This is a genomic window from Flavobacterium sp., assembly GCF_050696275.1.
In the GTDB taxonomy this organism is placed as follows: domain Bacteria; phylum Bacteroidota; class Bacteroidia; order Flavobacteriales; family Flavobacteriaceae; genus Flavobacterium.
In genome coordinates this window covers 138020-162345 of sequence record NZ_JBOGUT010000001.1, presented here as the reverse complement: position 1 = coordinate 162345, position 24326 = coordinate 138020, and the positions used below count along the sequence as shown (strand labels likewise).

Genomic DNA, 24326 nt, shown 5'->3' with positions numbered 1-24326 from the left:
TTCTTATCTTTACAATAAAGCCAGAAAGAGTTTCTTTCTGGCTTTTTCATTTTAGTTTCAAAACGATTAGATTCCGATTTCAATCTGGAAACGAACATACCAATTGTCTTTAGTTTTTCCGTTAAAGTAACTCAGTTTGTCATATGTAAATTCCGTTTGTACTTTAAAAGCGTGTTCCCAAACGTATTTTGTAACACCAAATGTGTATTCTCTAGTATTCGGAGCCAGATCTTTGATATTATTATTTGCCGACTGCGTTGAATAGCGCCCTATGATTTCATACATTGAAGGGAAAATATAACTCAACTGATAATCCATCCCGTTTCCAGTATAAACATAATTAGACTCCGTTATGTCATCAGGATTTACGGTTATAGGGTTCTTAGCATCTCTTTTCATATAAGTAGCCATGGCAGCCCATCCGTTATATTTTAGCATTGCATCAGCTAAAAACGATTTCATGGTTCTTTGTTCAAATAAATCATCACCTAGTTGTCCTTGGGTTCTTCTGGCGTGATTATTCTGATGATACACACCAGACAACATTAACTTAGGAGACTTTTCTCTGGCAAGATCACCTTCAAAATTAGCACCATCTTTAGTAAAAGCTCCTAAAGGGAACAATTCCAGTTTTCCTGTCACAGCAACACCATTATCCGGGCTTTTAGTCCAATTTCGCCCTTCTCCTGTTGTTACTGCAGTTTTTATATTATAAGAGAAAGCATCGTGTTTTTCATTCAAATAATACGCCTGGATACCAAAATCCCTGTCAATGTTAAATTTACCATTATTTATAGAACGATCTGTAAGCTGTAAAGCCCCCGAAGAGTTTACCCGCTGGCGGTTTCCAGGAATTTTTGTTTGACCAAATACTAAATTCCAATGCTTGTTAGGTCTGTAAAAAACCGCAGCATCACGAATAATATTAAGGTTTTCACCTTCTTGAATTTCTCCAACATCGCCCGGTGCAAAAGACAATTGAATTACGTACAAGTATTTTGGATTTCCGACATAACCATCAAAACGCAAACGCAAGCGACGGATTTGCCCATCATACGCAGCATCTTCATCCTCATTTTGAATATATCCAATTCTGTTTTGGATTCTGAAACGAATATTCAACTGGAACAAACTGTCGGCTGAAGTAATTCCCAGTCCTTTTCCATAGCTATAATATGGAAGAGCTGCTAATTTTAAATCGTTATCTTTAGTGGAAACTTTTATTTCCTGTGCCTGTAAAACAGTGATAAAGCACAAAGCAATAAAAAGAAAAAAATTTTTCATGTTAAGAAAATGTTAGTTGTGTGTTATTCGGTTGCAAAACTAATGTTATTAATTTCAGTCAATATTAAGTAATTGTTACCTTTGCGGAAATTTTTTGTTATGGAAAACATATATATAGGATATCATTTTTCGGTCGAGCCAAAAGAACCTGGATCAGAAATATTAATTGCAGAACTAGGTGAAAAGCCCTTTGAAAGCTTTATAGAAACCGAAACAGGGTTTTCAGCCTTCATTCAAAAACACTTATGGACTGATGATATTCTGAACGATATTTATATTCTTGGATCGGATGAATTTAAGATTTCGTATACGATTGAAGAGATCGAACAAGTTAACTGGAACGAGGAATGGGAAAAAAACTTCGAACCTATTGATGTAGACGGAACCTGTCATGTTCGTGCTCCTTTTCACCCAAAAACAGAGGCTCAATACGATATTGTTATTGAACCTAAAATGAGTTTTGGAACCGGACATCATGAAACGACGCATATGATGATTCAGCATTTGCTGGAAAATGATGTTGTTGACATGAAAACATTAGATATGGGTTGCGGAACGGCTATTTTAGCAATTCTTGCCGAAATGAAAGGCGCTCATCCGATTGACGCAATAGATATTGATAATTGGTGTTACCTTAATTCTATTGAAAATGCAGAACGCAATAATTGCAAACACATTTCAGTATACGAAGGAGATGCTGCTTTATTAAAAGACAAAAAATACGATTTGATTATTGCCAATATCAACCGAAATATTTTATTAAATGACATGCAGGCTTATGTAGATTGCCTAAACGAAAACGGGACGATTCTTTTTAGCGGTTTTTACGAAGAAGATATTCCATTTATTGATGCATCCTGTACTGAAAAAGGGCTTACTTTTGTTAAAAAACTACAACGAAACAACTGGGTATCATTAAAATATGTAAATTAGTAACAGCTTTAAGCAATACCAATCGTAAAACCTGAAAGCCAAAAATTTCCAATAATCCAGAAGTCAAAAAAATGGCAACTATAGAAAAAACACAAATTGAAGTTTCAGTACTTGAAGCTGTAGGTGTAAACAATGAAATCGTATTGTACAATGACGATGTGAATACTTTTGATCATGTTATTGAAACTTTAATAAGAGTTTGTAAACACGACGAATTACAAGCAGAACAATGTGCGCTTTTAGTTCATTACAAAGGAAAATGCACCGTAAAAACAGGTTCTTTTGACGAGTTAAAACCGCAATGCACCCAATTATTAGAAGCAGGCCTTAGTGCAGAAATTATTTAACTAAATTTATGGAAAAACTAGATTCTTTAGCTATTTACGGAAAAATATTAATCATAGCAATGCCTTGCTTTTTGCTGCTAATCGCTATTGAAAAAATATACGGTTATTACAAAGGCGTGAACTACGTTCCGATAATGGATAGTGTTTCGAGTATCAGTTCCGGAATGACAAATGCTGTTAAAGATGCCTTAGGTTTGAGTGTTTCTTTGTTGACCTACGAATGGTTGGTTACAAAATTGTCTTTGTTTACATTAGAAGCTTCTGTTTTAACCTATGTGATAGCGTTTATTGTGATTGATTTTTATGGTTATTGGAATCACCGATGGTCGCATCAAATTAATTTTTTCTGGAACAAACACGCGATTCACCACAGTTCAGAAGAATTTAATTTATCGTGTGCCTTGCGTCAATCAGTTTCTACCTTTGTTAACTTATTTACTTTTTTATTATTGCCTGCTGCTCTTTTAGGAGTACCTGCAACGGTTATTGCTATAACACTGCCTATTCAGTTTTTTGTACAGTTTTGGTACCACACCAGATACATTAACAAATTAGGGTTTTTAGAAAAAATTATTGTTACGCCATCTCATCACAGGGTACATCATGCTATTAACCCTGAGTATATGGATAAAAATCATTCTCAGGTTTTTATTATTTGGGATAAATTATTCGGTACTTTCCAAGAAGAATTACCTGAAATTCCAGCTGTTTTCGGAATTACAAGACCAGCTGAAACCTGGAATCCAATCAAAATTAACTTTCAGCATTTATGGGTTTTAATACGAGATGCCTGGCATGCCGAAGACTGGAAAGACAAATTCAGAATCTGGTTTATGCCAACCGGATGGAGACCGGAAGGTTTTGATGAAAAATATCCAATTCATAAAATTGATAACGTTTTTAATTTTGAAAAATTCGGAACCGAAAATTCCAATAAATTAATTTATTGGTCGCTTACACAAATGTTTGCCACTTTATTACTGATTAGTTATTTGTTTGACAATATTGCTAAAATCGGACTGCCCAATATTTTTGTTTATGGTACCTTTATTTTTGTCACTGTTTACAGCTACACAGAACTCATGGACAAGAATAAATTCTCATTCCTTTGGGAAATCATCCGTTATATCTTTGCCATTGGAATTATTACGTATTATGGAGATTGGTTTGGTTTAAATACCGTCATTCCCTTCGGAACTTATATTGTGATGACATACCTGACACTTTCTTTGGCTGTCAGCATTTATTTTGTTACTTTCGAGTTTAGAAGTCAAAATCAACCCATTTTAAATCCGTTAAATGAATAATTTTTTAAAGCATTTCCTTATTATAAGTACGTTTTATCTGGTTTTATTATTTTTAGGAAAAGACAGCTGGGCTTGGATTTTAAAGCCATTCTTATTGCCTTTTTTAATTTTGGCTACCTATAAAACAAACGATTTTCCAACAAAAAAATGGTTGCTTTCTGCATTGTTCTTCTCATGGGTTGGCGATGTCATCCTGATGTTTGCTGATAAAGGAGAATTATATTTTATTTTTGGATTGGTATCATTTCTTATTGCTCATATTTTATTTATTGTCCTTTTCGTTAAGCAGAGCTCGGATAAAAGACCGCTCAATAAAATTCTGTTTGGGCTTGGAATTACTATCATTTCGGCGTATTTGTATGGAATGCTTACCCTTCTTTACCCAACATTAGGCGATTTGAAGATTCCTGTTTCAGTTTATGCATTTACTATTTCCTTAATGCTTGTAATGGCGATCCGTGGTTCATTAACATGGAAAAAACCTATGAATCTGCTTATTCTCAATGGAGCTATTGCCTTTGTGACTTCAGACAGTATTTTGGCTATGAATAAATTTTACAGCCCATTACCTAATTCCGGTTTTTTAATTATGGCAACTTATATTGTGGCACAATATCTTATTGTTTTAGGGATTTTGAAACTAAATGAAAAAAAAACAGCATCTTCCTTATAGGGAAAATGCCGCTTTTTATTTTTCTGACTAAATTTTTAATGTGGCAGTTTGTCTTTCAGAATACCATATAAAAATGTACCTAATAACGCTCCGATTAAAATAATACCCACACTCATAAATCCTGCTCCTATCAATATAAAAATAGGTCCTGGACAAGCGCCTACTAATGCCCAGCCCAATCCAAAAATCAGCCCACCAATCCAATAACGGACAGATCCCTTTTCTTTATCTAAAATTTCGATTGGCAACCCATCAATATCTTTCAATTGTTTCCTTTTAATGATTTGGATTCCAATGACTCCTGTGGCAATAGCAACACCTATTATTCCATACATATGAAAGGACTGAAACTGGAACATCTCATAAATCCTGTACCAGGAAACAGCTTCACATTTCGTTAAGACTACTCCAAAGAAGAAACCGACAACTATATATTTTAGTAAATTCATTGCTTGATAATTAAAATAATAAAGGAAAGATAAAATGTGCCATAATCAAGCCACCTACAAAAAAACCTATCACGGCTTTAAGTGATGGCAACTGCAGATTGCTTAATCCCGAAATAGCGTGACCTGAAGTACAACCGCCGGCATATCTGGATCCGAAACCAATAAGAATACCTCCGATAAGTAAAATAAAAATCATTTTAGGCGATTGAAAAGCTTCGGTCCCAAACATTGACTTTGGAGCCAAACTTCCATTAGGAGCTTCTATTCCAAAAGTTGACAGCAGCGCTGACGTGTTCGGGTTTATAGCCACATTGGAACTATCAGATAAAAAATGAACTGCTACAAATCCGCCAAGCATGGCGCCGAAAACAACAGCTAAATTCCATCGTTGTGATTTCCAATCCCAATTAAAAAAGGGAACGTACTTTCCTACTCCAGTCATTGAACATAAACTTCTCATATTAGAAGACATTCCGAAAGTTTTTCCGAAATAAATCAGCATCAGCATAACCATTCCGATGAGAAACCCCGAAATAGACCAATGCCATGTATGTGTAATAATTTCCATGCAAATATTTTTTACAAAAATAACAGAATGTTCTTATATTTGTTACAATCAACCTAAAGATTTAATAAATGAAAAGAGTTCTGTCTGTTTTTTTACTTTTTGCAGTATTTACTTCTTGTATCAGCACAAAATCGACTATTAAAAATATTGATGATTCTATCCCAGGCCCTGGATTAAACGGGAAATATGATAGTTTTATCATCACTAAAAATGCTACAGATAAAAAGTACGGATACGATGAGGATTATCCTATAAATGTTGGGTTTACTTCATTGGAAGACGGCACTAGAAACCAAATACGCTTTTTGAATGCTTTGGCGGGTCCCAATGGAGAGAAAATAAAATTTGAATTAAAAGACAGCTGTTGCCCGTTTCCAACAAAAAAAACAGAAATGGGAGCAGGAATAATCGATATTTATGAAATTAGCTGGGAAGGACAAATCAAACCGGTTTTACTATATATAAATAAATTTGAAAAAGGTGAACTAATGATTCCCGTCGGTTTTACGGCCCGAAAATAAAAAAACCATCCTTACGGATGGTTTTTTTATGCTATATATTATAAAACTTACAGGCTTGCAGTAATATAATTATAAATCGAAGCTTTTTGTACATCTGTAATTTTAGCTTTTGGTGCCATACGGTCCAAAACAGAAACCCATTCTTCTTTAGTATGTCTAGTAGCTGGAAATAGTTTGTGGCATTTTACACAATTATTTTCATATAAATTTTTTCCTTCTGCTAATTCTGGAGCAAGATCAACTGCAACTGGCTTAACCTCAGTTACCGGTGCTGTTGTAACCACTTTTGGCGAACAGGAATAAATAATTACCCCCAAAATAGCAACTGCTAGAATTTTTGATTTAAACATATTTTTAAGTTTTTGATTTTGGTAAATATAAGAAAAAAGTTGGGTCTGAAAACCGTTTTTTCCTTTATCTCAAATTACAAAACATTACTATGGTTTTCTTCTAAAACAGGTGAATATCGTCTGAATTCTTTACCTATCAACACTTTAGCAATCTGATCAGAAATAGCTCCATCGATTAATCTGTCAAGCCAGAAAAATTCTCCAGCTGAATTTATTTCCAGAAAATAGCATTCATTTTCAGGAGTAACAATAATATCAATAGCACCATAGTTAATTTGATAGATATCCATCAATTGAAGTAATTTTTCTTTAACTTCCAAAGGCAATTCATACGGTTTCCAGTCTTGCAGCAACGTAACTCCTTCCCTTCTCCAGTCTAATTTTGCATTCTCCAGTTTTTGGGAATCAATGGCAAAAGAAAAAACCTGGTCTCCAACAATAGTTACTCTTAATTCCAATGCCTTTTCCAGTTTTTCCTGAAATTGCATCGGGCAATATTGTAAAGTATCAATATTTTCAAGATCTTCTTCTTTCATTATATTTGTAAATACAACATTTTCGATCCCATCTCTGGTAATAGCAAAAGCACTCTGCATTTTGGAAATAACTCCTTTTGGCCTTTCTTTGATAAAGCGTTTGGCTTCTTCGGGATTATTAGTAATACAGGTTTCCGGCACTTTCAATCCTAAATGAGAGGCAATTTTCATTTGTTCTTCTTTACTATCCAAACGTCTATATTGACTGAATTTACCAATTTGAAAGCAATTCAGGCTTTCCAGCATCCCAAACAAAGTAGCACGGACTTCTCCATGAACGCTACTTAAAAATTCACCTTCCAGGATAGACGACAAACCACTTCCTAAATTATGGCTTCTTCTGTACCATACCGCGGAAATATCATGGATGGACACCCTTTCACCTTTATAATCCAAGTAAACTTTCCATTCGTTATTTTCGTAGCAGCTGCTCAATCCGTAGTGAAGCGGATATTCGTCTACATTAAAACGTATTGGCACTGCATTATATTCCCGTAATTTCTTCGAAACAACTTCAATACATTCATTATCAAGCGAATGTGTAATAATTAATACTTTTTCCATAGTTTATTTATGTTCCAGCAATTGGCTGTTTTTTGGGTTTCTATAACGGTTAATTAATTTCTAATGTAAGCGCAGCAATTCTGGTTGTTTATCCAATTCTTGCTACTAATTTTTCAGCGATGGTTTCTCCAATCGGATAGTCCAGATCCCGCTGAATCATTCCCCATTCTCCTTGCGGATTTACTTCTAAAAACACGTACTGGCCGTCTTTTTGGCGAATCATGTCAATGGCACCGAAGAACAATTCCATTTTTTTCATCATAACAGTGAGCCTTTTACCGATTTCTTCCGGTAAGACGTACGGTTCCCATGCCAATGAAACATCATCTGCCACGCGCCAGTCTGTTTTTCCTTTTACTGACGTTTCTGCATTTATTTTTCCAGTAAAAAAAACGCCGTCAACATAGATGATTCTCAATTCGTATGCTTTGGCTATGTTCCGCTGAAAAATCATCGGGCAATACCCTAGCGTATCCAAATTATCCAAATCTGTTTCCTCTATAAGAGTGGTTGGAAAGAAAGGAGTATCTCCTGACATGCTTCTTGATAACGAACCATGCAATTTAGCAATCATGTTCCCTTTGCAAACCGAATAAAAAAAGTCTTTTACTTTCTTAGCGTCATTTGTAAAGAGGCTTTCGGGGATTTGCAATCCGGATTCATTGGCCAACCTCAGTTGTTCCAGCTTATTTTCAGCTATTTCATGATCCTTATTCATAGGATTCATCCAAGGGATATTTTTCAGCGATCCAAAAAACAAATTTCGCATCGTGGAATATTCCTGAACATAAATGTTGTGAAAAGAAGTATCCAAATCCTCAGGTAATGTGATTCCCCATAACTTTCTGTACCAGACCGCCTCAATGTCATTAGAAGAAAATATAAGGTCCGGTGTTTGGATGGTAACGGAAACTCCTTCAGAACTTCCGGTATAATCAAAATTCAATTTGTTTGAAAAATCATCAGAGTTAAAGCGATAAACTTCCTTCCCTAATTCTTTTAATCTTTTAATTACTATATCTACCGTATAATAATCGTTACTGTGGCTTATGCATAATATCATACTGAAAAAAATGAGCAATGACTGTAAAAATCATTGCTCAAATTCTATTTATTATATTTCAGTCCCAGCTTCATCGTTATCAGAAGGGTACTTCATTGTGTGTGCAATATCAACAGCAGGTTTTGTAATATTTCCTGGGCCGTCTTCACCGTCAGAAGGATACTTTAGCGTTTGCATAGGTGCAGATCCTTGAATTGTAGTTTGCTCTTCTTTAGAAATTTGATTTTCTAAGAAATTTGCGAAAAAAGGTTTTTTTAGATTTTCTTTGTTTTTCATGATAATAAAAATTTAATTGTGATTAATGTCTGATTTTACTTGCAAATAAATGACACGCTAAAGTATACTTTTTTTTAATTTATAAGAATAATTTTACGTTAATTTTAACCTTTAACAAGAAAATGTTTCGGCTAAAAATAGAGTAAAACAGGCTAATCACAAGATAATACACTAATAAAGAAAGAGTAACCTCTTTTGGCAAGGCATAAAAAAACTGCCTCTAAGGGCAGTTCATACTAAAAAAATGTGTGTTTCTTATTTTACATCCATTAATTCCACATCGAAAATCAACGTAGCATTTGGAGGAATAACACCACCGGCACCGCGAGAACCGTATCCTAAATGAGATGGAATCACAAAACGGGCTTTATCGCCTACCTGAAGTAAAGCAATACCTTCGTCCCAGCCTTCAATCACATTTCCTCTTCCTAATGGGAATTCAATTGGTTTTTTTCTTGCATACGAATTATCGAATACTTTTCCGTTTTCTAAAGAACCGGAATAATGCACAGCAACTGTTTTACCGTTTTCCGCTTTTTTTCCGTTTCCTCTTTGGATAAATTTATAACGTAGTCCGCTTTCCGTTTTTTCAAATCCGGCAGCAATTTTTTCCATGGCTTCTTCAGCAGCAGCTCTTTCAGCAGCTTCACGTTTTGCACGGGAACCTTCAAAAGTTCTGAAAGCCTCAATTGCATTCCATTTCTCAGCTTCAGCACCAACTTTTATTATTTCTACTGATTCAAGAATATCATCCTGAGCCACAGCATCAACTACATCCTGACCTTCAACCACATGTCCAAAAACAGTATGTTTACCGTCCAACCAATCTGTAGGTATATGAGTAATGAAGAATTGTGATCCATTCGTTCCGGGACCTGCATTTGCCATAGATAAAACTCCCGGCCTGTCGTGTTTCAGACTTGGATGAAATTCATCATCAAATTTGTAGCCAGCATCCCCTGTTCCTGTTCCAAGAGGACATCCTCCCTGAATCATAAAATTAGGAATAACTCTGTGAAATTTAAGTCCGTCGTAATATTTGTTCCCTTGTGGTTTTACTTTATTCTCTAAGTTCCCCTCAGCTAAGCCTACAAAATTTCCAACCGTACCCGGAGTTAAATCATGAGTTAGCTTTACTAAAATAGATCCTTTTGTAGTATTAAATTTTGCGTAAATTCCGTCTTGCATGGTTTATTTATTTAAATTTGAACTGCAAAATTACAAAATATTAAATAGAAGTCCTGACGAAATGGATATTAAAATTATCTCATACAATCCCAAGTTCAAATCTGATTTTATCCGTTTAAACAAAGCCTGGCTCGAAGAATACTTTTTTGTTGAAAAACATGATATTGATGTATTTGAAAACATTGAAGAAGTAATTTTAAATCCCGGAGGCGAAATTTTTTTCTGCTTGGTCAACAATGAAATAGCAGGAACCGTTGCCATGCAGAAAGTAAACAATAATGTATTTGAAATGGCTAAACTGGCGGTAGACAAGCCATTTCAAGGCCAGAAATTAAGCCACTATTTAATGGAAGCCTGCATTGCTTTCGCCAAAGAAAAAAAAGCAAAAAAAATAATGCTGATGTCAAGCACCAAACTGGACACAGCTTTAAATTTATACCGAAAATACAATTTTACAGAAGTTCCTCTGGATGAGACCGATTACCACCGTGCCGACATCCAAATGGAACTAATTCTTTAATTCTTTTTTATGAAAATTCCCGAAAATTATATCGAAATTAATAGAGCAGCATGGAACGAAAAAACAGCGGTCCATGTCCATTCCGATTTTTATAATCTAGACGGTTTTCTGGCAGGAAAAACCTCTTTAAACGAAATCGAACTGAATCTTCTGGGCGACATCTCCGGATTAAAAGTCCTGCATTTGCAATGCCATTTTGGTCAGGATAGTATTTCAATGGCAAAATTAGGAGCTAGCGTTACAGGCGTCGATTTATCTGATAAAGCGATTGAAACTGCAACTGAAATAGCTAAAAAAATGAATGTTTCTGCCCATTTTATCTGTTGTGATGTGTATAACTTACCCCAGTACCTTCATGAGGAATTTGACATGGTCTTTACCAGTTATGGCACCATTGGCTGGCTACCTGACCTGGACAAATGGGCAAAAGTAGTTTCCCATTTCCTCAAACCAAAAGGAAAGTTTGTTTTTGCAGAATTTCACCCGGTAGTTTGGATGTTTGACGATTATTTCAAGAATATTGGCTACAGCTATTTCAATGTAGAAACCATCATAGAGAATATCGAAGGGACGTATGCTGATAAAGAAGCACCTATAAAAAACCAGACCATCAGCTGGAATCATCCTCTAACTGAAGTTTTTTCTTCTTTGCTGGGAAATGGCCTTGAAATCAAATCATTTAATGAATATGATTATTCTCCTTATGCTTGTTTTAACGAAACTGAAGAATTTGAGCCTGGGAAATTCAGAATCAAACATTTAGAGAATAAAATACCAATGGTTTATGCCTTGGTAGCAACCAAAAAATAACTTTTACCTAAATTATGAAAAGCATTTTTGACTCCAATGACAATCAAGAATTGATTGAAAGAATTACCCGTTTAAGTTTCGATTCTCAAGCACAATGGGGAGTAATGACCGTTGACCAAATGATGTCGCATTGTATTGCTCCTATTGATTTTCTTTTTGAAAATCAACAGATGAAAGCTAATTTTCTATTTCGCCTTTTAGGCCGAATGATGAAAAATAAAATTCTAAACGAACCTGATTTCAAAAAAAACAGTCCGACTGCGCCTTCTTTTATCCGAACAGAAAGATATGATTTTGATGAAACCAAAAAAAAATTAACCGAAAAAGTGATTTCTTTTAAGCAAGGACATTCGGTTATAAAATCAAACAACCATCCGTTTTTTGGTAAAATGACTAATGATGATTGGGACAAATTAATGTGGAAACATCTAGACCATCATTTGAAGCAATTTGGGGTTTAGCCCTGATGACAGTGGAAATCCTTTTGCTTTTTCCTTTAAAAAGCAAAAGATTGAAACGAACAGCGGGAAATAGCTCCTGAAAAAACCTTGCAACTTTGTACCTTTGCAACTTTGAAACAAAAATTATGCGCATAGATATCATTACTGTTTTACCTGAATTACTGCGAAGTCCTTTTGAAGCCTCTATCATGAAGCGTGCTATTGATAAAGGATTAGTAGAAGTTTATTTTCACAACCTGAGAGATTATACAACAAATAAGCAAAAAAGTGTTGATGATTATCCCTTTGGAGGTGGCGCCGGAATGGTCATGACTGTTCAGCCAATTGATGCTTGTATTACCCATTTAAAAACCGAAAGATCCTACGACGAGATCATTTACATGACGCCTGACGGGGAAACATTGAATCAGAAAATGGCGAATACCATGTCAATGTATGAAAATATCATTATTCTTTGCGGCCATTATAAAGGAGTGGATCAAAGGGTTAGGGATCATTTTATTACGAAAGAAATTTCTATAGGCGATTATGTCTTATCTGGCGGAGAATTGGGAGCTTTAGTTCTTTCAGATGCTTTAATCCGTCTGATTCCAGGGGTTTTGAGTGACGAAACTTCTGCATTAACCGATAGTTTTCAGGACAATTTACTTTCTCCTCCTATTTATACACGTCCTGCGGATTACAAAGGCTGGAAAGTTCCGGAGGTTTTAACCAGCGGGCATTTTGCGAAAATTGACAAATGGCGTGAAGAAATGGCGTATGAGCATACGAAAAACAGAAGGCCGGATTTGTTGGAAGAATAATAAAAGGAGAAAGAAACAGGAAAGACTGATAATGTAACAAATATCGCTAAACAATTGATTTATTGACCGTTGCATCTTTCTTCTTTTTTCCAAAATACATTTGTAACTCTAAATATTTTTCTTACCTTTGCACCCACATTAGACCAACCTCTGGCGAAACCCGTGAATGTTGCTCTGGTTTAAATCATAATTTATATTATCATGGCAAATTTAATCGATTTCGTTAATAACGAATTATCTGCTAAGAAAGATTTCCCTACATTCGGAGCTGGAGACACAATCACAGTTTTCTACGAAATTAAAGAGGGTGAAAAAACAAGAACACAGTTTTTTAAAGGTGTTGTAATCCAAAGAAGAGGTACAGGTGCTACCGAAACTTTTACAATCCGTAAAATGTCTGGTGCTGTAGGTGTTGAGCGTATCTTCCCTGTTAACATGCCAGCTATTCAAAAAATTGAATTGAACCAAAGAGGTAAAGTTCGTAGAGCTCGTATCTACTACTTTAGAGAGCTTACTGGTAAAAAAGCAAAAATCAAAGAAAGAAGAAGATAATTCTGAAATTCTTACCTATAAAATCCCGAATCGAAATATCGAATTCGGGATTTTTTTTTGAAAAAATATAAAAACCCCATTTAAAATCTAATAAAATATTAAATTGATAAAAGTCATTGTTTCAATAGATTTTGAAAGAATTTTATCCTCGATTTTAGTATCTTTGTCATCGCAAAAATTACAAACTAAACAATTATGGCAAAAATAAAAGTAGCTAATCCAGTTGTAGAATTGGATGGCGATGAAATGACACGAATCATTTGGAGTTTTATCAAAGAACAGTTAATTCTTCCTTATTTAGATCTGGATATTAAATATTACGATCTTGGAATTGAAAGCCGTGAAGCAACTAAAGACCAGATTACAATCGACTCTGCAGAAGCTATCAAAAAATACAACGTAGGTATCAAATGTGCTACAATTACACCTGATGAAGAGCGTGTAAAAGAATTTAACCTTTCTGAAATGTGGAAATCTCCAAACGGAACCATCCGTAATATTGTAGGTGGTACTGTATTTCGTGAGCCTATCATTATGAGTAATGTGCCTCGTTACGTTCAGGGATGGACTAAACCAATCGTTATTGGCCGTCACGCTTTTGGAGATCAATACAAAGCAACAGATAAGGTTATCAAAGGAAAAGGGACTTTAACCATGTCTTTCACAAATGAAGCTGGAGAAACTACTTCATGGGAAGTGTATAATTTCAAAGGAGATGGAGTTGCAATGTCTATGTACAACACAGACGAATCTATTTACGGATTTGCTCACTCTTCTTTCCAAATGGCATTGACTAAAAAATGGCCTTTATACCTTTCGACTAAAAATACAATCTTAAAAGCTTACGACGGTCGTTTTAAAGATATCTTCGAAGAAGTATACCAACAGCATTATAAAGCCGATTTCGACAAAAACGGAATGACTTACGAGCACAGGCTGATTGATGACATGGTGGCATCTGCGATGAAATGGAACGGTGGATTTGTTTGGGCTTGTAAAAACTACGATGGTGACGTTCAATCGGATACTGTAGCACAAGGATTTGGTTCATTAGGATTAATGACTTCTGTATTAGTAACTCCGGACGGAAAAACTGTAGAAGCTGAGGCAGCTCACGGAACTGTTACACGTCACTACCGTCAGCACCAACAAGGTAAAAAGACATCTACTAACCCAATCGCTTCTATTTTTGCCTGGACAAGAGGTTTGGAGCACAGAGGTAAATTAGATGGAAACCAGGAACTAATCGATTTCTGTAACAAACTGGAAGAAGTTTGTATCGAAACTGTTGAATCAGGAAAAATGACTAAAGATTTAGCTAGTTTAGTAAAACCGGAAGGCTTAACTGATGCTGATTTCCTTACTACAGAAGATTTCCTTCAAACATTAAAAGTAAATTTAGATAAGAAATTAGCATAACTTATTTTTACATACTAATATAAAAGACGGTCAAATTATTGGCCGTCTTTTTTTTAATGAAATCTTAACAAATCTTTTGTAACAAAATACCCCCGTTTTCGTTCTAACAGGAAACTAAAATCAAAAACATGTCGCTTCAGAAAAAGTTACTCTTATCACTTTTCTTCTTTTTTGGATTATTTACTTCGTTTTCCCAGGAAAAATTCACACTTAGCGGTGTAATTTCAGATGTCAACAGCAATGAGACCTTAATTGGGGTCAGCATTTTTATTCCGGAAACAAAATCATCGGCAATAACCAACGAGTATGGTTTTTATTCGATTACCATTCCTAAAGGAGAATACACTATTTTAATTAATTATCTTGGTTTTCAATCCGTTGAAGAAACCGTTTCGCTTTCGGAAAATACCAAGAAGAATTTCAGCCTTAATGAAGAGAGTAAAAAACTAGAGGAAATCGTTGTCTCTTCAAAAAATACGGCCAATATCCGTAAACCTGAAATGAGTGCTAACAAACTCGCTATCGGAACCATTAAGCAAATGCCTGTGGTTTTGGGTGAAGTGGATGTTATCAAATCTTTGTTGTTTTTACCGGGTGTGACTAATGCTGGTGAAGGACAATCCGGATTTAATGTTCGTGGTGGTGGAGCCGATCAGAATTTAATTTTGCTGGATGAAGCAACAATTTACAATTCTTCCCATTTCTTCGGTTTTTTCTCTGTGTTTAATCCGGATGCCATAAAGGATTTAAAATTATACAAAGGAGGGATTCCGGCCCGTTTTGGAGGCAGAGCATCTTCGGTTCTGGATATTTACCAAAAAGACGGAAACAGCAATAAATTTAGTATGAACGGTGGTATCGGATTAATTTCGAGCCGAATTCTGGCGGAAGGCCCGATAGTGAAAGAAAAAGGTTCATTTCTTATTGGAGGACGTGCTTCTTACGCCCATTTATTCTTGAAATTAACGGATAATGAAAACAGTGCTTACTTTTATGATCTAAATACAAAACTGAATTACAAGCTCAACAAAAACAACAGTTTATACCTTTCCGGATATTTTGGCCGTGATGTATTTTCATTAAACAAAACCTTTGTCAATACGTATGGAAATTCTATATTAAATCTTCGTTGGAATCATTTATTTAACGATAAATTATTTTCAAATCTGTCTTTAATTTACAGTGATTATTATTATGGATTAACATTGGATTTTGCCGGATTCAATTGGAATTCAGGAATCAGAAACTACAATTTAAAATACGATTTTAAACATTATTTATCGGATAAAATCAAGCTGAATTATGGTGCCAATGCCATTTACTATGATTTCAACCCGGGAACTATCGAACCTAACAATGCGGAATCAGGAATCAATTACAGGCAATTGGATAAAAAATATGCTTTGGAACCTGCTTTTTATATAGATGCTGAACAGAATTTGACCGATAAGATTTCGGTTTTATACGGATTGAGATACAGCATGTTTTACCGTTTGGGAAATTCGACCGTAAATTTGTATACGGACAACCAAGCAGTGACGTATGATCCGGAACTTGAAATCTATGAAAAAGCAAAACCTATCGGCACTGAATATTTTGGCAAAAACAAAACCATTGCCAGCTTTGACAATTTCGAGCCCCGCTTTTCTGTTTCTTATGAATTAAACCCTGATCAATCTGTAAAAGCGAGTTACAACAGAATGGTTCAGTACTTGCAATTGGTTTCCAATACAGCCTCACCTACTCCGCTGGATGTATGGACACCAAGTGATAATTACATCAAGCCGCAAATTGCCGATCAGGTTGCTGTGGGCTATTTTAATAATTTTAAAGACGATGCTTATACTATTGAAGTAGAAAGTTTTTACAAAAAAATTAAAAACCGTATGGATTATATTGACGGTGCTGATCTGATTGCCAATGAAGCTATCGAGCAAGTCATTCTAAACGGCCAAATGCGTTCTTATGGCGTTGAGTTACTGCTTCGTAAAAATACCGGAAAACTAAGCGGTTGGATTGCATATACTATTTCTCGCTCGCAGCAAAAAACTCCTGGAAGAACTTCTGATGAAATTGGTATAAACAATGGTGATTGGTATCGTTCTGCTTATGATAAAACCCATAATCTGGCTGTTACCGGATTGTACAAATACACTAAAAAATGGAGTTTTGGCGCTAATTTCACCTTGCAATCCGGACAACCAGTAACGTATCCAAACGGTCAATATATGTACCAAGGTATTGTTATTCCAAGTTATGGGGAACGTAATGGCAACAGCCTTCCTATGTACCACCATCTTGATGTTTCGGCGACCTATATTCCTAAACCTGACAAAAACAAAGGATGGCAAAGCGAATGGGTATTTAGTATTTACAATTTATACAGCCGAAAAAATGCCGCTTCAATAGCTTTCAGGCAAAATGCCGATACTGGTGTAAATGAGGCGGTCAAATTATCAATTTTTGGGATGGTCCCATCAGTATCTTACAATTTTAAATTCTAATCCGTATGAAAAATATCCTCACTTATATTATTGTCATTGTAACTTCTCTTTCATTCATAGGCTGCGAAGATGTAGTCGATGTTGATTTAGACACAGCTCCTCCAAAATTAGTTATAGATGCTTCCATTAAATGGGTAAAAGGAACACCCGGGAATGAGCAAAAGGTAAAACTGACCACTACAACGGGCTTTTACAATTCTACAATTCCGACAGTTTCAGGTGCAACGGTTTTTATAACCAACAGTGCAAATACTGTGTTCAATTTTATTGAAACCCCAAACACAGGAGACTATATTTGTACCAATTTTACTCCTGTAATCAACGAGAATTATACCTTAACCGTAATTTCTGAAGGACAAACATACACCGCTTCCGAAAAATTATATGCTTCTCCTGAAATCGACGACATTGAACAAAGTATTTTTCCAGGTATTGGTGACGAACAGATTCAAGTGAAATTTTACTATCAGGATAATGGTGCTGAAGATAATTTTTATTTAATCGGCTTCAAAAACAGTAATATCACCTTTCCGGAATATGGAGTAGCTCCTGATGAGTTTTTTCAAGGAAATCAAATGTTTGGTTTTTATACCGATGAAGATTTAAAAGCTAACGATATCCTAGATTTGAGCTTACAGGGAATTTCTGAACGCTACAGTAATTATATGACCAAGCTTTTGAACATTGCAGGAACAAACGAAGGAAATCCTTTTACATCACCACCTGCTACTTTGAGAGGTAATATCACAAACCAGACGAATAAGTCCAATTATCCTTTAGGATATTTTAGTTTAGGGGAAACGGATACGGCCTCTTATGTCGTACAATAGCTTAACTATGATATAAAAAAACACCACTTTTTAAGTGGTGTTTTTTGTTTTTAAACTCAACAATTATCTTTTTAATGAGAAATGTGATTTGAATATTTTCTCCGACTGATTCTCATTGTATTTAATGGTAAACCAATAATCTGTGGCAGGTAATTCCTGTCCATTGAATGTTCCATCCCATCCGCCTCCTTCGGGTTTTATTATCTTGATTAATTTACCCATTCTGTCAAAAACATGAATTTCAGCATTTGACTGATTACCCAAAGACCAGATATTCCAGGTATCATGGTAACCATCGCCATTAGGTGTAAAGAAATGCGGGTAATCAATTGTGATAATATTTTTGATGGTAATATTGGTACATCCGTTTTCATCGTGAATCGTAACATAATGCTCTCCTGGAGAAACATAGGTAAATACATTACTTTCCTGGAAAGGGCCATCATCCAAACTATACAGATAAGATCCGCTTCCTATTACTTTTATTGTAATCATCTGATTGTCTTCAAAATAATTACTAACCACATAGGTAACATCTGCATCTAATGCGGGATAAGCAGCGGTTACTGATGTTGTGACTGTTGCCGAACAATTCGCTGCATTAGTTACAATTAATGTATAACTGCCTATTTGACTTGCTTCATATGAATTGGAAGAACCTACCAGAGATCCGTTAAAATACCATTCAAATGTAAGTCCTTGCGGATCCAGACCACTAATTAATGTAGCTGTGCTAAAAGGTGTATTGGTTACAGAATTCATACATATCACTCCTGTATTTACGTCAGGTTTAGGAATATCAAGAATACTTACTGTAGCTTCTCTAATCAATTCGGGACAACTGCCTGATGACACAATTTTATAATAAACCGTATAAATACCAGCCGTACTTGAACTTGGCGTTATTGCTCCAGTAGTACTATTAATTGACAATCCGGAAGGTACCGCAGAATAAACTCCTCCGGTTGTTCCCGTTTGAATTACATTAACCTGTCCTGCCAGTGAAATACAAAAAGGAAGTGTTCCGTAAGAAATTGTGGCATTCGGTCCATTCAAAATCGTTACTGTAGCCGGTGCACTTGTATACAACGGACATCCACCAGATGCAGCAACATTATATGTAATCTGATATATTCCCGGGGTACTTGCACTTGGTAAAATGGCGCCAGTAGTTAAATTAATACTCAATCCCGTCGCAGGAATGACTGTATAATAACCTCCTGAAGTTCCTAAAAAATTGACTGCTTGCTGAATTGACTCTGTAACACAATATGGACTATTGTATGCTATCATTGCAGAAGGCATTGGAGTTACATTTACAGTAACACTTTGACCTAAGACGCTATTACATCCTCCATTTACAATGTTTACCAGCGTAAATGTTGTTGTGGATGTTAATGCCGAAGTGATAGTAATTATACCTGAAGCAGGAATTGAACCTGAAACAGTATTTGAATTTTCAGTATAGTTTACCATTGCTCCCGGAGTACCTGTTATTTGAATATTTACAGTATTTCCTGAACATATTGTTGAAGCTCCTATATTTGAAATACTTGCTGCTGGAGCAGATAATACAGTCACTGTAACCGTATTGGAACAACCATTAACATTTGTATAAGTAATTGTCGCTGTCCCGGCTGAAACTCCTGTTACTAATCCTGTTGCACTTACTGTGGCCACATTTGTATCAGATGAGATCCATGCATTTATCACTGCTGGAGCTGCTGTACTTGTCAACTGGGTTGTTGCTCCCATACAAACAGTTACTATTCCGCTGATTGCTGGTAATGGATTAATTGTTACGACAGCAGTTGCAACACATCCATTATTATTACTATAAGTAATTGTAGCTGTTCCGCCTGAAATCCCAAATACTAATCCTGTTCCACTTACTGTAGCTATATTTGTATCAGATGAAATCCATGCATTCGCTGCGGCTGGAGTTCCCGAACCCATTAATTGTGTTGACAGACCTTGACAGGCAGACAATACTCCGCTTATGACAGGTAAAGCATTAATCGTTATAGTTATCGTATTTGAGCACCCATTGGTATCCGAATAAGTAATAACCGTAGTTCCTGCCGATACTCCTCTTACCAATCCGTTTGCATCAACCGTTGCGACAGCAGTATTATTGGACAGCCATGGATTTATAGCTGCTGGTGTTCCAGAACCTGTTAATTGCGAGGTTTCATTGGAACAGATAACATTTGAACCTGTAATACTTGGTGCTGTATATACAGTAAATAATACCGAAACTATACATCCTTTTGCATCCGTATATGTTATTGTTGAACTTCCTTGAGAAATGGCAGTAACCAAACCGCTTGCGTTTATAGTTGCCACAGTTGGGTTTGAAGAATTCCATGTGTTTGCCATTGGAACTTCTGATATTGTTAACTGAGATGTTGTATTGATACAAGTAGAAATTGTTCCGCTGATTGTTGGTAATCCATTTACCGTAACCGTTACAGTTGCCGGACATCCATTAGCTCCCATATAAGTAATTACTGCTGTTCCGCCTGAAACTCCAGTTACCAATCCGGCATTATTTACCGTAGCAACGCCTGTATTATCTGAAGTCCATGGATTTGCTGCAGGAGTTCCTAAACCTGTTAATTGTGTTGTCGTACTCTGGCATAAAGTTAAATTTCCACTAATAGATGGTAATGTATTAACTGTTACAGTAACTGTTCCTGTCTGTGGAAAAACGCAAGTTGGAGCTGTTGTTGAACTTGCACTAACTAAATTATAAACAAATATCCCGGGAACATTAGTAGGTACATTCACAGAAACGCTATTACCAGTTGTTGTAGTTATTGTTTGATTGGTTCCATTATTTATATTGTAAATAAAATTATATGGTGCATTTCCTCCCAATCCGGTAAATGTAATTTGAGGTGAAGGATCGTTCTGACATACATTCTGTGTAACTAAAATCGCTGTAGTTATATGCTCATTTACAATTATAATTTCGTTTATGTTTAATGTCCTACTGCAATTAGGAGCATTTGAATCTCTAATATCTGATATGTTTATTTGATTTATGCCAATAGGAAGACTTGGCAAATTTACTTGTTGTTGTCCAGAATTATCCAAGTTAACTGTTTGAGATGCATTGCTGTTTACAGAATAAGTAATCACTGCATTGGGTAAACCCGAAAATGTCAGAACTGCAACATCTCCTTCGCAAATTGGCGAATTTGTGGTTAAAGTTGGGGTACTTACGGTTGAAACAGTGACTGACACGGTATCGTTTTCCAATTGCGAACAGACCGCAATATTATTTGCATCTAATATTTTGGCACTAACTAAAGCATAAGTAGTATGGGCTGTGATAGATTGAGTTAACTGAAATGTTCCTGATGCATTCAGTAAAATGAACTGAACAGCTCCGTTATTTATAGTATATTCAACGGTTGCACCTGGGGTACCTGTAAAAGTAACTGTTACATTTTGTCCCGAGCAAACCTGTGTATTTGAAATTGAAATATTTGCACTTGGTACCGGATAAACCCTCAGATTAAAATCTGTAATAGTAGAACATCCTGATAAAGTATTCACCACTTTGGCATAAATTTTTTGTGGATTACTTCCATCATTGGCAATAATACCCGGTAATGGGGATATTCCGTCAACTGCATTGGCAAGTGACGTATAAAAATTAACGGTATTGTTCACTAAGTTAGGATTTATGTCATCCCTAACTGCATTAAGATCAAAAATACCTATGTTGGGTGAATTGCTGCAGGTTTTTAAATCCGGAATTTGGTTTGCTGTTGGCGGAATTGGAAAAGCTCCAGTTCCATTAGTGGCAGATCCTGTCCATTGAATTTCAAAACCTCCGTCACCTACTGGTCTATCGATGGCAATATAATAGGATTGGCCTGCTAAAACAGGGATAGACCTTACGTAACTATCTCCATTGCCCGGATTAGATAATCCAGGACCAACTTGCGTTACAGCTGTTCCTAAACTCATTCCAGTATGATTGTTATTTGCGTTCAGCATAGCCGGATTTGAAGTTGCGCATCGTAATGCCGGCCCCAAATTAGAACATCCTACATTAGGTCCATATACCCAAAAATCATAATCAACAGTAATACTAAGATCGTTAGGAATCAAATCAAAACCTAAAAATCCCGATTGTACAATATTAATCTTAAGCCAAATGGAATTATGTTCAAACCCACTACAAGCATTAGAAATTTCTTGTATAGTCCCGATTCCAGTTGCATTAGACCTAAAATTTCCATTCCCGCACACTGTAATTGCGTTCACACAATCATTGGGTGTATTTTGAGCAAAATTTGAATTTGCTAAAAATAATACTAAAAATAATACTAAAATCTTTTTCATTTAATCCGGTTTTTAGGGCAAATAACTAATCTCAAAATACAGAGACCAGTATTAGAAATTTAGATTAAATCCCTCGTGCTGTTTTTAGCAGACACGAAGGATTTCACAATTAAAAAAAACAAATAAACAACTTACCAAAAATTATTTTCTTACTATGATAAACTCAGAACGTCTGTTCTGTGCATGTTCTTCTTCACTGCAGTTTGAACCGCAATCAATCTTTGGAGAAGAACTACCGAAACCTTTTCCTTTGATTCTATCTTTGGAAATTCCTTTTGAAATCACATACTGAACTGTAGACTGTGCCCTTCTTTCTGAAAGATTCAGGTTATAAGAAGCACTTCCTTTAGTATCTGTGTGTGATTTAACCAATATTTCCATTGTTGGATGATCCTGTAATACCTTCACCAGTTTGTCCAACTCGGCTGCACCCTGAGAAGTAATGTTGTTTTTGTTGAAATCGAAATAAATAGCATCAAGCAATACTTCGGTATCGGTAATGATTACTTCAACCGGAGTTAAAGCTGCATTTACAACCGATTCTCCTGATTTTACACCCGGAACCGTAAAAGTTGCTGTATCGAAGTTCTCCAGAGTCACTTTAAAAGTATACTCTGTATTGCAATCAATACCATAGCTTACTTTTCCTTGCCCGTCCGATTCTCTGGTTGTAATACTGTTCCCTTTCGAATCTAAGATTGCCACAGTGGCATTGGACAATACTTCACTAGTTTTTTTATTGGTGATAAAAGCTATCGCTTCGGCTTTACAAACCGGAATAGCAGTATAAATGGCATCTGAACCGTTACGATTCGATGAAAAATAACCTACATTCAAACTGTTGTTTAAACTGAAAGAGAAATCGTCTTTCTCACTGTTCATCGGTTTACCAACATTTTGAGCTTGAGTATTTCCATTTAAATCAATTTTAAAAACATCCAAACCTCCAAAACCCTGTCTTCCTGATGAAGCAAAATAGAGTTGATTGTCTTGTGTTATAAATGGAAAATTTTCTTTTCCTGGAGTATTAACCGAAGCACCAAGATTTTCCGGAGCACCGTAACCATTGGAATTTATAGCTACTTTCCAAATATCAGAATCTCCAAGTCCGCCTGACATATTCGATACAAAATATAAGGTCTTCCCATCTGCACTCAAACTAGGATGAGTTACTGAATATTTAGTACTGTTAAACGGAAGAGCTTCTGCATTAGACCACGTACCATTGGTTTTAGTGGCTTTGTACAAACCTTGCTGTCCTATTTTAATTTGGCTCGTTTTATCGTATTTTCCTTCACTATGGCCGTCTCTTGCAAAAAACATCGTGTTGCCGTCTGCACTGATAGTTAGCGGACCATCGTGAAAAGGCGTGTTCAGTTCTTTCACTGCTTCTGGTTCCAATAAGCTTCCATCCGAATTACGCACTGAACGAAAAATATCCAGATAAGGCTGGCCTGTCCATCTGTCTGTGCGTTTTGAACTGTTGCGAGTACTGGCAAAATAAAGCACGTTGTCATTAGTCAGAACAGCTCCAAAATCACTTGATCCTTTGGTATTGATATTCGTTTGGCTCACATCAAACATTTTGGATTGGCTTGACAGGCTCGGAAAATAATTCGGATTTAATTTGTGTTCTTTGGCTCTAGCATCATTAGGAGACGAAGCGGCAAAAGCATCCATCTGACGGTTTGCTTCTTCATATTTTCCAAGAGTTTTAAGGCATTGTGCATAATGGTAGTATGTTTCTGCAGCAGCTTTTCCTTCAACGGCTTTAGCATACCACTTGGCAGCTTCCGCTGTATTGAATATATTATAATAGCTATCGGCCAGCTGTGTATAAACATAAGTATTCGCTCCTTTGCCTTGAGCAAGTTTCTGGTACTCGGCTATAGCGTCAACATACTGGTAGCTTTCAAAAAGTTTATCCGCATGACCGGTGAACTTATCCTGAGCTGAACCTGCAGTTAAAAACAGTAGCAGGCCCAATGTGATATATTGTCTTTTCATTT

Annotated in this window: 23 protein-coding genes; 13 read left to right on the top strand and 10 right to left on the bottom strand. The window is 35.9% G+C overall.

Annotated elements, in window-relative coordinates:
• Positions 1-66: 66 nt before the first annotated feature.
• On the bottom strand, positions 67-1284 hold the full coding sequence (locus tag ACRDEC_RS00670) for a porin (protein WP_431496406.1): 1218 nt from the start codon (positions 1282-1284) through the stop codon (positions 67-69).
• Between the two features lie 99 nt (positions 1285-1383).
• Between ACRDEC_RS00670 and prmA the strand changes: the two genes are divergently transcribed.
• From prmA to ACRDEC_RS00650, 4 genes are all read left to right on the top strand, one after another.
• Positions 1384-2217 carry a 50S ribosomal protein L11 methyltransferase gene (gene prmA, locus ACRDEC_RS00665; RefSeq protein WP_431496405.1) on the top strand — a complete coding sequence of 278 codons (834 nt, stop codon included), beginning with the start codon at positions 1384-1386 and terminating at the stop codon, positions 2215-2217.
• 71 nt (positions 2218-2288) lie between these two features.
• On the top strand, positions 2289-2564 hold the full coding sequence (locus ACRDEC_RS00660; protein WP_431496404.1) for an ATP-dependent Clp protease adaptor ClpS: 276 nt from the start codon (positions 2289-2291) through the stop codon (positions 2562-2564).
• Between the two features lie 8 nt (positions 2565-2572).
• Positions 2573-3871, top strand: coding sequence for a sterol desaturase family protein (locus ACRDEC_RS00655; RefSeq protein WP_431496403.1), 1299 nt, complete (start codon positions 2573-2575; stop codon positions 3869-3871).
• On the top strand, positions 3864-4544 hold the full coding sequence (locus ACRDEC_RS00650; protein WP_431496402.1) for a lysoplasmalogenase: 681 nt from the start codon (positions 3864-3866) through the stop codon (positions 4542-4544). The genes ACRDEC_RS00655 and ACRDEC_RS00650 overlap by 8 nt, the downstream gene beginning before the upstream one ends.
• Before the next feature lie 35 nt (positions 4545-4579).
• On the opposite strand, the gene ACRDEC_RS00645 is transcribed toward ACRDEC_RS00650, so the two are convergent.
• On the bottom strand, positions 4580-4993 hold the full coding sequence (locus ACRDEC_RS00645) for a DUF6691 family protein (RefSeq protein ID WP_431496401.1): 414 nt from the start codon (positions 4991-4993) through the stop codon (positions 4580-4582).
• A gap of 10 nt (positions 4994-5003) precedes the next feature.
• Positions 5004-5561 (bottom strand): YeeE/YedE family protein, encoded by a 558-nt coding sequence (locus ACRDEC_RS00640; RefSeq protein ID WP_431496400.1) that lies wholly within the window; start codon positions 5559-5561, stop codon positions 5004-5006.
• 68 nt (positions 5562-5629) lie between these two features.
• Between ACRDEC_RS00640 and ACRDEC_RS00635 the strand changes: the two genes are divergently transcribed.
• Positions 5630-6082: a 2-dehydro-3-deoxyphosphooctonate aldolase gene (locus tag ACRDEC_RS00635; RefSeq protein WP_431496399.1), complete on the top strand. Its 453-nt coding sequence runs from the start codon at positions 5630-5632 to the stop codon at positions 6080-6082.
• 47 nt (positions 6083-6129) lie between these two features.
• Here ACRDEC_RS00635 and ACRDEC_RS00630 read toward each other — a convergent pair whose 3' ends face one another.
• From ACRDEC_RS00630 to ACRDEC_RS00610, 5 genes are all read right to left on the bottom strand, one after another.
• Complete coding sequence (locus ACRDEC_RS00630; RefSeq protein ID WP_431496398.1) at positions 6130-6432, bottom strand: c-type cytochrome; 303 nt, start codon at positions 6430-6432, stop codon at positions 6130-6132.
• 74 nt (positions 6433-6506) lie between these two features.
• Complete coding sequence (locus tag ACRDEC_RS00625; RefSeq protein WP_431496397.1) at positions 6507-7532, bottom strand: MvdC/MvdD family ATP grasp protein; 1026 nt, start codon at positions 7530-7532, stop codon at positions 6507-6509.
• Positions 7533-7620: 88 nt separating this feature from the next.
• On the bottom strand, positions 7621-8595 hold the full coding sequence (locus ACRDEC_RS00620) for an MvdC/MvdD family ATP grasp protein (RefSeq protein ID WP_431496396.1): 975 nt from the start codon (positions 8593-8595) through the stop codon (positions 7621-7623).
• 51 nt (positions 8596-8646) lie between these two features.
• Positions 8647-8871, bottom strand: coding sequence for a microviridin/marinostatin family tricyclic proteinase inhibitor (locus ACRDEC_RS00615; RefSeq protein ID WP_431496395.1), 225 nt, complete (start codon positions 8869-8871; stop codon positions 8647-8649).
• A 255-nt stretch (positions 8872-9126) separates the two neighbouring features.
• A complete protein-coding gene (locus ACRDEC_RS00610; RefSeq protein ID WP_431496394.1) occupies positions 9127-10059 on the bottom strand; it encodes a peptidylprolyl isomerase in 933 nt (310 codons plus the stop codon).
• Between ACRDEC_RS00610 and ACRDEC_RS00605 the strand changes: the two genes are divergently transcribed.
• The 8 genes from ACRDEC_RS00605 (at position 10058) to ACRDEC_RS00570 (ending at position 17958) form a co-directional block, all read left to right on the top strand.
• Complete coding sequence (locus ACRDEC_RS00605; protein WP_431496393.1) at positions 10058-10579, top strand: GNAT family N-acetyltransferase; 522 nt, start codon at positions 10058-10060, stop codon at positions 10577-10579. The genes ACRDEC_RS00610 and ACRDEC_RS00605 overlap by 2 nt on opposite strands.
• A gap of 9 nt (positions 10580-10588) precedes the next feature.
• The gene (locus ACRDEC_RS00600; RefSeq protein ID WP_431496392.1) at positions 10589-11389 is read left to right on the top strand and encodes a class I SAM-dependent methyltransferase; all 801 of its coding nucleotides are present in this window, start codon (positions 10589-10591) and stop codon (positions 11387-11389) included.
• Positions 11390-11403: 14 nt separating this feature from the next.
• Complete coding sequence (locus tag ACRDEC_RS00595; protein WP_431496391.1) at positions 11404-11850, top strand: DUF1569 domain-containing protein; 447 nt, start codon at positions 11404-11406, stop codon at positions 11848-11850.
• A gap of 125 nt (positions 11851-11975) precedes the next feature.
• Positions 11976-12653 (top strand): tRNA (guanosine(37)-N1)-methyltransferase TrmD, encoded by a 678-nt coding sequence (gene trmD, locus ACRDEC_RS00590; RefSeq protein WP_431496390.1) that lies wholly within the window; start codon positions 11976-11978, stop codon positions 12651-12653.
• A gap of 201 nt (positions 12654-12854) precedes the next feature.
• The gene (gene rplS / locus ACRDEC_RS00585) at positions 12855-13205 is read left to right on the top strand and encodes a 50S ribosomal protein L19 (protein WP_135525370.1); all 351 of its coding nucleotides are present in this window, start codon (positions 12855-12857) and stop codon (positions 13203-13205) included.
• 195 nt (positions 13206-13400) lie between these two features.
• Positions 13401-14624: an NADP-dependent isocitrate dehydrogenase gene (locus ACRDEC_RS00580; RefSeq protein ID WP_431496389.1), complete on the top strand. Its 1224-nt coding sequence runs from the start codon at positions 13401-13403 to the stop codon at positions 14622-14624.
• Positions 14625-14752: 128 nt separating this feature from the next.
• Positions 14753-17128 carry a TonB-dependent receptor gene (locus ACRDEC_RS00575; RefSeq protein WP_431496388.1) on the top strand — a complete coding sequence of 792 codons (2376 nt, stop codon included), beginning with the start codon at positions 14753-14755 and terminating at the stop codon, positions 17126-17128.
• 5 nt (positions 17129-17133) lie between these two features.
• Positions 17134-17958: a DUF4249 domain-containing protein gene (locus tag ACRDEC_RS00570; RefSeq protein ID WP_431496387.1), complete on the top strand. Its 825-nt coding sequence runs from the start codon at positions 17134-17136 to the stop codon at positions 17956-17958.
• Positions 17959-18021: 63 nt separating this feature from the next.
• Here the strand turns inward: ACRDEC_RS00570 and ACRDEC_RS00565 are convergent, their stop codons facing one another.
• Together ACRDEC_RS00565 and ACRDEC_RS00560 are read right to left on the bottom strand one after the other, a co-directional pair.
• Positions 18022-22317: an Ig-like domain-containing protein gene (locus ACRDEC_RS00565; RefSeq protein WP_431496386.1), complete on the bottom strand. Its 4296-nt coding sequence runs from the start codon at positions 22315-22317 to the stop codon at positions 18022-18024.
• Positions 22318-22458: 141 nt separating this feature from the next.
• Positions 22459-24324, bottom strand: coding sequence for an OmpA family protein (locus ACRDEC_RS00560; protein ID WP_431496385.1), 1866 nt, complete (start codon positions 24322-24324; stop codon positions 22459-22461).
• Positions 24325-24326 lie beyond the last annotated feature (2 nt).

What these genes read in the sequence shown, in the direction of transcription:
- ACRDEC_RS00670 (WP_431496406.1), bottom strand. Translation starts at nt 1,284, where the DNA reads ATGAAAAATTTTTTTCTTTTTATTGCTTTGTGCTTTATCACTGTTTTA.
- prmA (WP_431496405.1), top strand. Translation starts at nt 1,384, where the DNA reads ATGGAAAACATATATATAGGATATCATTTTTCGGTCGAGCCAAAAGAA.
- ACRDEC_RS00660 (WP_431496404.1), top strand. Translation starts at nt 2,289, where the DNA reads ATGGCAACTATAGAAAAAACACAAATTGAAGTTTCAGTACTTGAAGCT.
- ACRDEC_RS00655 (WP_431496403.1), top strand. Translation starts at nt 2,573, where the DNA reads ATGGAAAAACTAGATTCTTTAGCTATTTACGGAAAAATATTAATCATA.
- ACRDEC_RS00650 (WP_431496402.1), top strand. Translation starts at nt 3,864, where the DNA reads ATGAATAATTTTTTAAAGCATTTCCTTATTATAAGTACGTTTTATCTG.
- ACRDEC_RS00645 (WP_431496401.1), bottom strand. Translation starts at nt 4,993, where the DNA reads ATGAATTTACTAAAATATATAGTTGTCGGTTTCTTCTTTGGAGTAGTC.
- ACRDEC_RS00640 (WP_431496400.1), bottom strand. Translation starts at nt 5,561, where the DNA reads ATGGAAATTATTACACATACATGGCATTGGTCTATTTCGGGGTTTCTC.
- ACRDEC_RS00635 (WP_431496399.1), top strand. Translation starts at nt 5,630, where the DNA reads ATGAAAAGAGTTCTGTCTGTTTTTTTACTTTTTGCAGTATTTACTTCT.
- ACRDEC_RS00630 (WP_431496398.1), bottom strand. Translation starts at nt 6,432, where the DNA reads ATGTTTAAATCAAAAATTCTAGCAGTTGCTATTTTGGGGGTAATTATT.
- ACRDEC_RS00625 (WP_431496397.1), bottom strand. Translation starts at nt 7,532, where the DNA reads ATGGAAAAAGTATTAATTATTACACATTCGCTTGATAATGAATGTATT.
- ACRDEC_RS00620 (WP_431496396.1), bottom strand. Translation starts at nt 8,595, where the DNA reads ATGATATTATGCATAAGCCACAGTAACGATTATTATACGGTAGATATA.
- ACRDEC_RS00615 (WP_431496395.1), bottom strand. Translation starts at nt 8,871, where the DNA reads ATGAAAAACAAAGAAAATCTAAAAAAACCTTTTTTCGCAAATTTCTTA.
- ACRDEC_RS00605 (WP_431496393.1), top strand. Translation starts at nt 10,058, where the DNA reads ATGGTTTATTTATTTAAATTTGAACTGCAAAATTACAAAATATTAAAT.
- ACRDEC_RS00610 (WP_431496394.1), bottom strand. Translation starts at nt 10,059, where the DNA reads ATGCAAGACGGAATTTACGCAAAATTTAATACTACAAAAGGATCTATT.
- ACRDEC_RS00600 (WP_431496392.1), top strand. Translation starts at nt 10,589, where the DNA reads ATGAAAATTCCCGAAAATTATATCGAAATTAATAGAGCAGCATGGAAC.
- ACRDEC_RS00595 (WP_431496391.1), top strand. Translation starts at nt 11,404, where the DNA reads ATGAAAAGCATTTTTGACTCCAATGACAATCAAGAATTGATTGAAAGA.
- trmD (WP_431496390.1), top strand. Translation starts at nt 11,976, where the DNA reads ATGCGCATAGATATCATTACTGTTTTACCTGAATTACTGCGAAGTCCT.
- rplS (WP_135525370.1), top strand. Translation starts at nt 12,855, where the DNA reads ATGGCAAATTTAATCGATTTCGTTAATAACGAATTATCTGCTAAGAAA.
- ACRDEC_RS00580 (WP_431496389.1), top strand. Translation starts at nt 13,401, where the DNA reads ATGGCAAAAATAAAAGTAGCTAATCCAGTTGTAGAATTGGATGGCGAT.
- ACRDEC_RS00575 (WP_431496388.1), top strand. Translation starts at nt 14,753, where the DNA reads ATGTCGCTTCAGAAAAAGTTACTCTTATCACTTTTCTTCTTTTTTGGA.
- ACRDEC_RS00570 (WP_431496387.1), top strand. Translation starts at nt 17,134, where the DNA reads ATGAAAAATATCCTCACTTATATTATTGTCATTGTAACTTCTCTTTCA.
- ACRDEC_RS00565 (WP_431496386.1), bottom strand. Translation starts at nt 22,317, where the DNA reads ATGAAAAAGATTTTAGTATTATTTTTAGTATTATTTTTAGCAAATTCA.
- ACRDEC_RS00560 (WP_431496385.1), bottom strand. Translation starts at nt 24,324, where the DNA reads ATGAAAAGACAATATATCACATTGGGCCTGCTACTGTTTTTAACTGCA.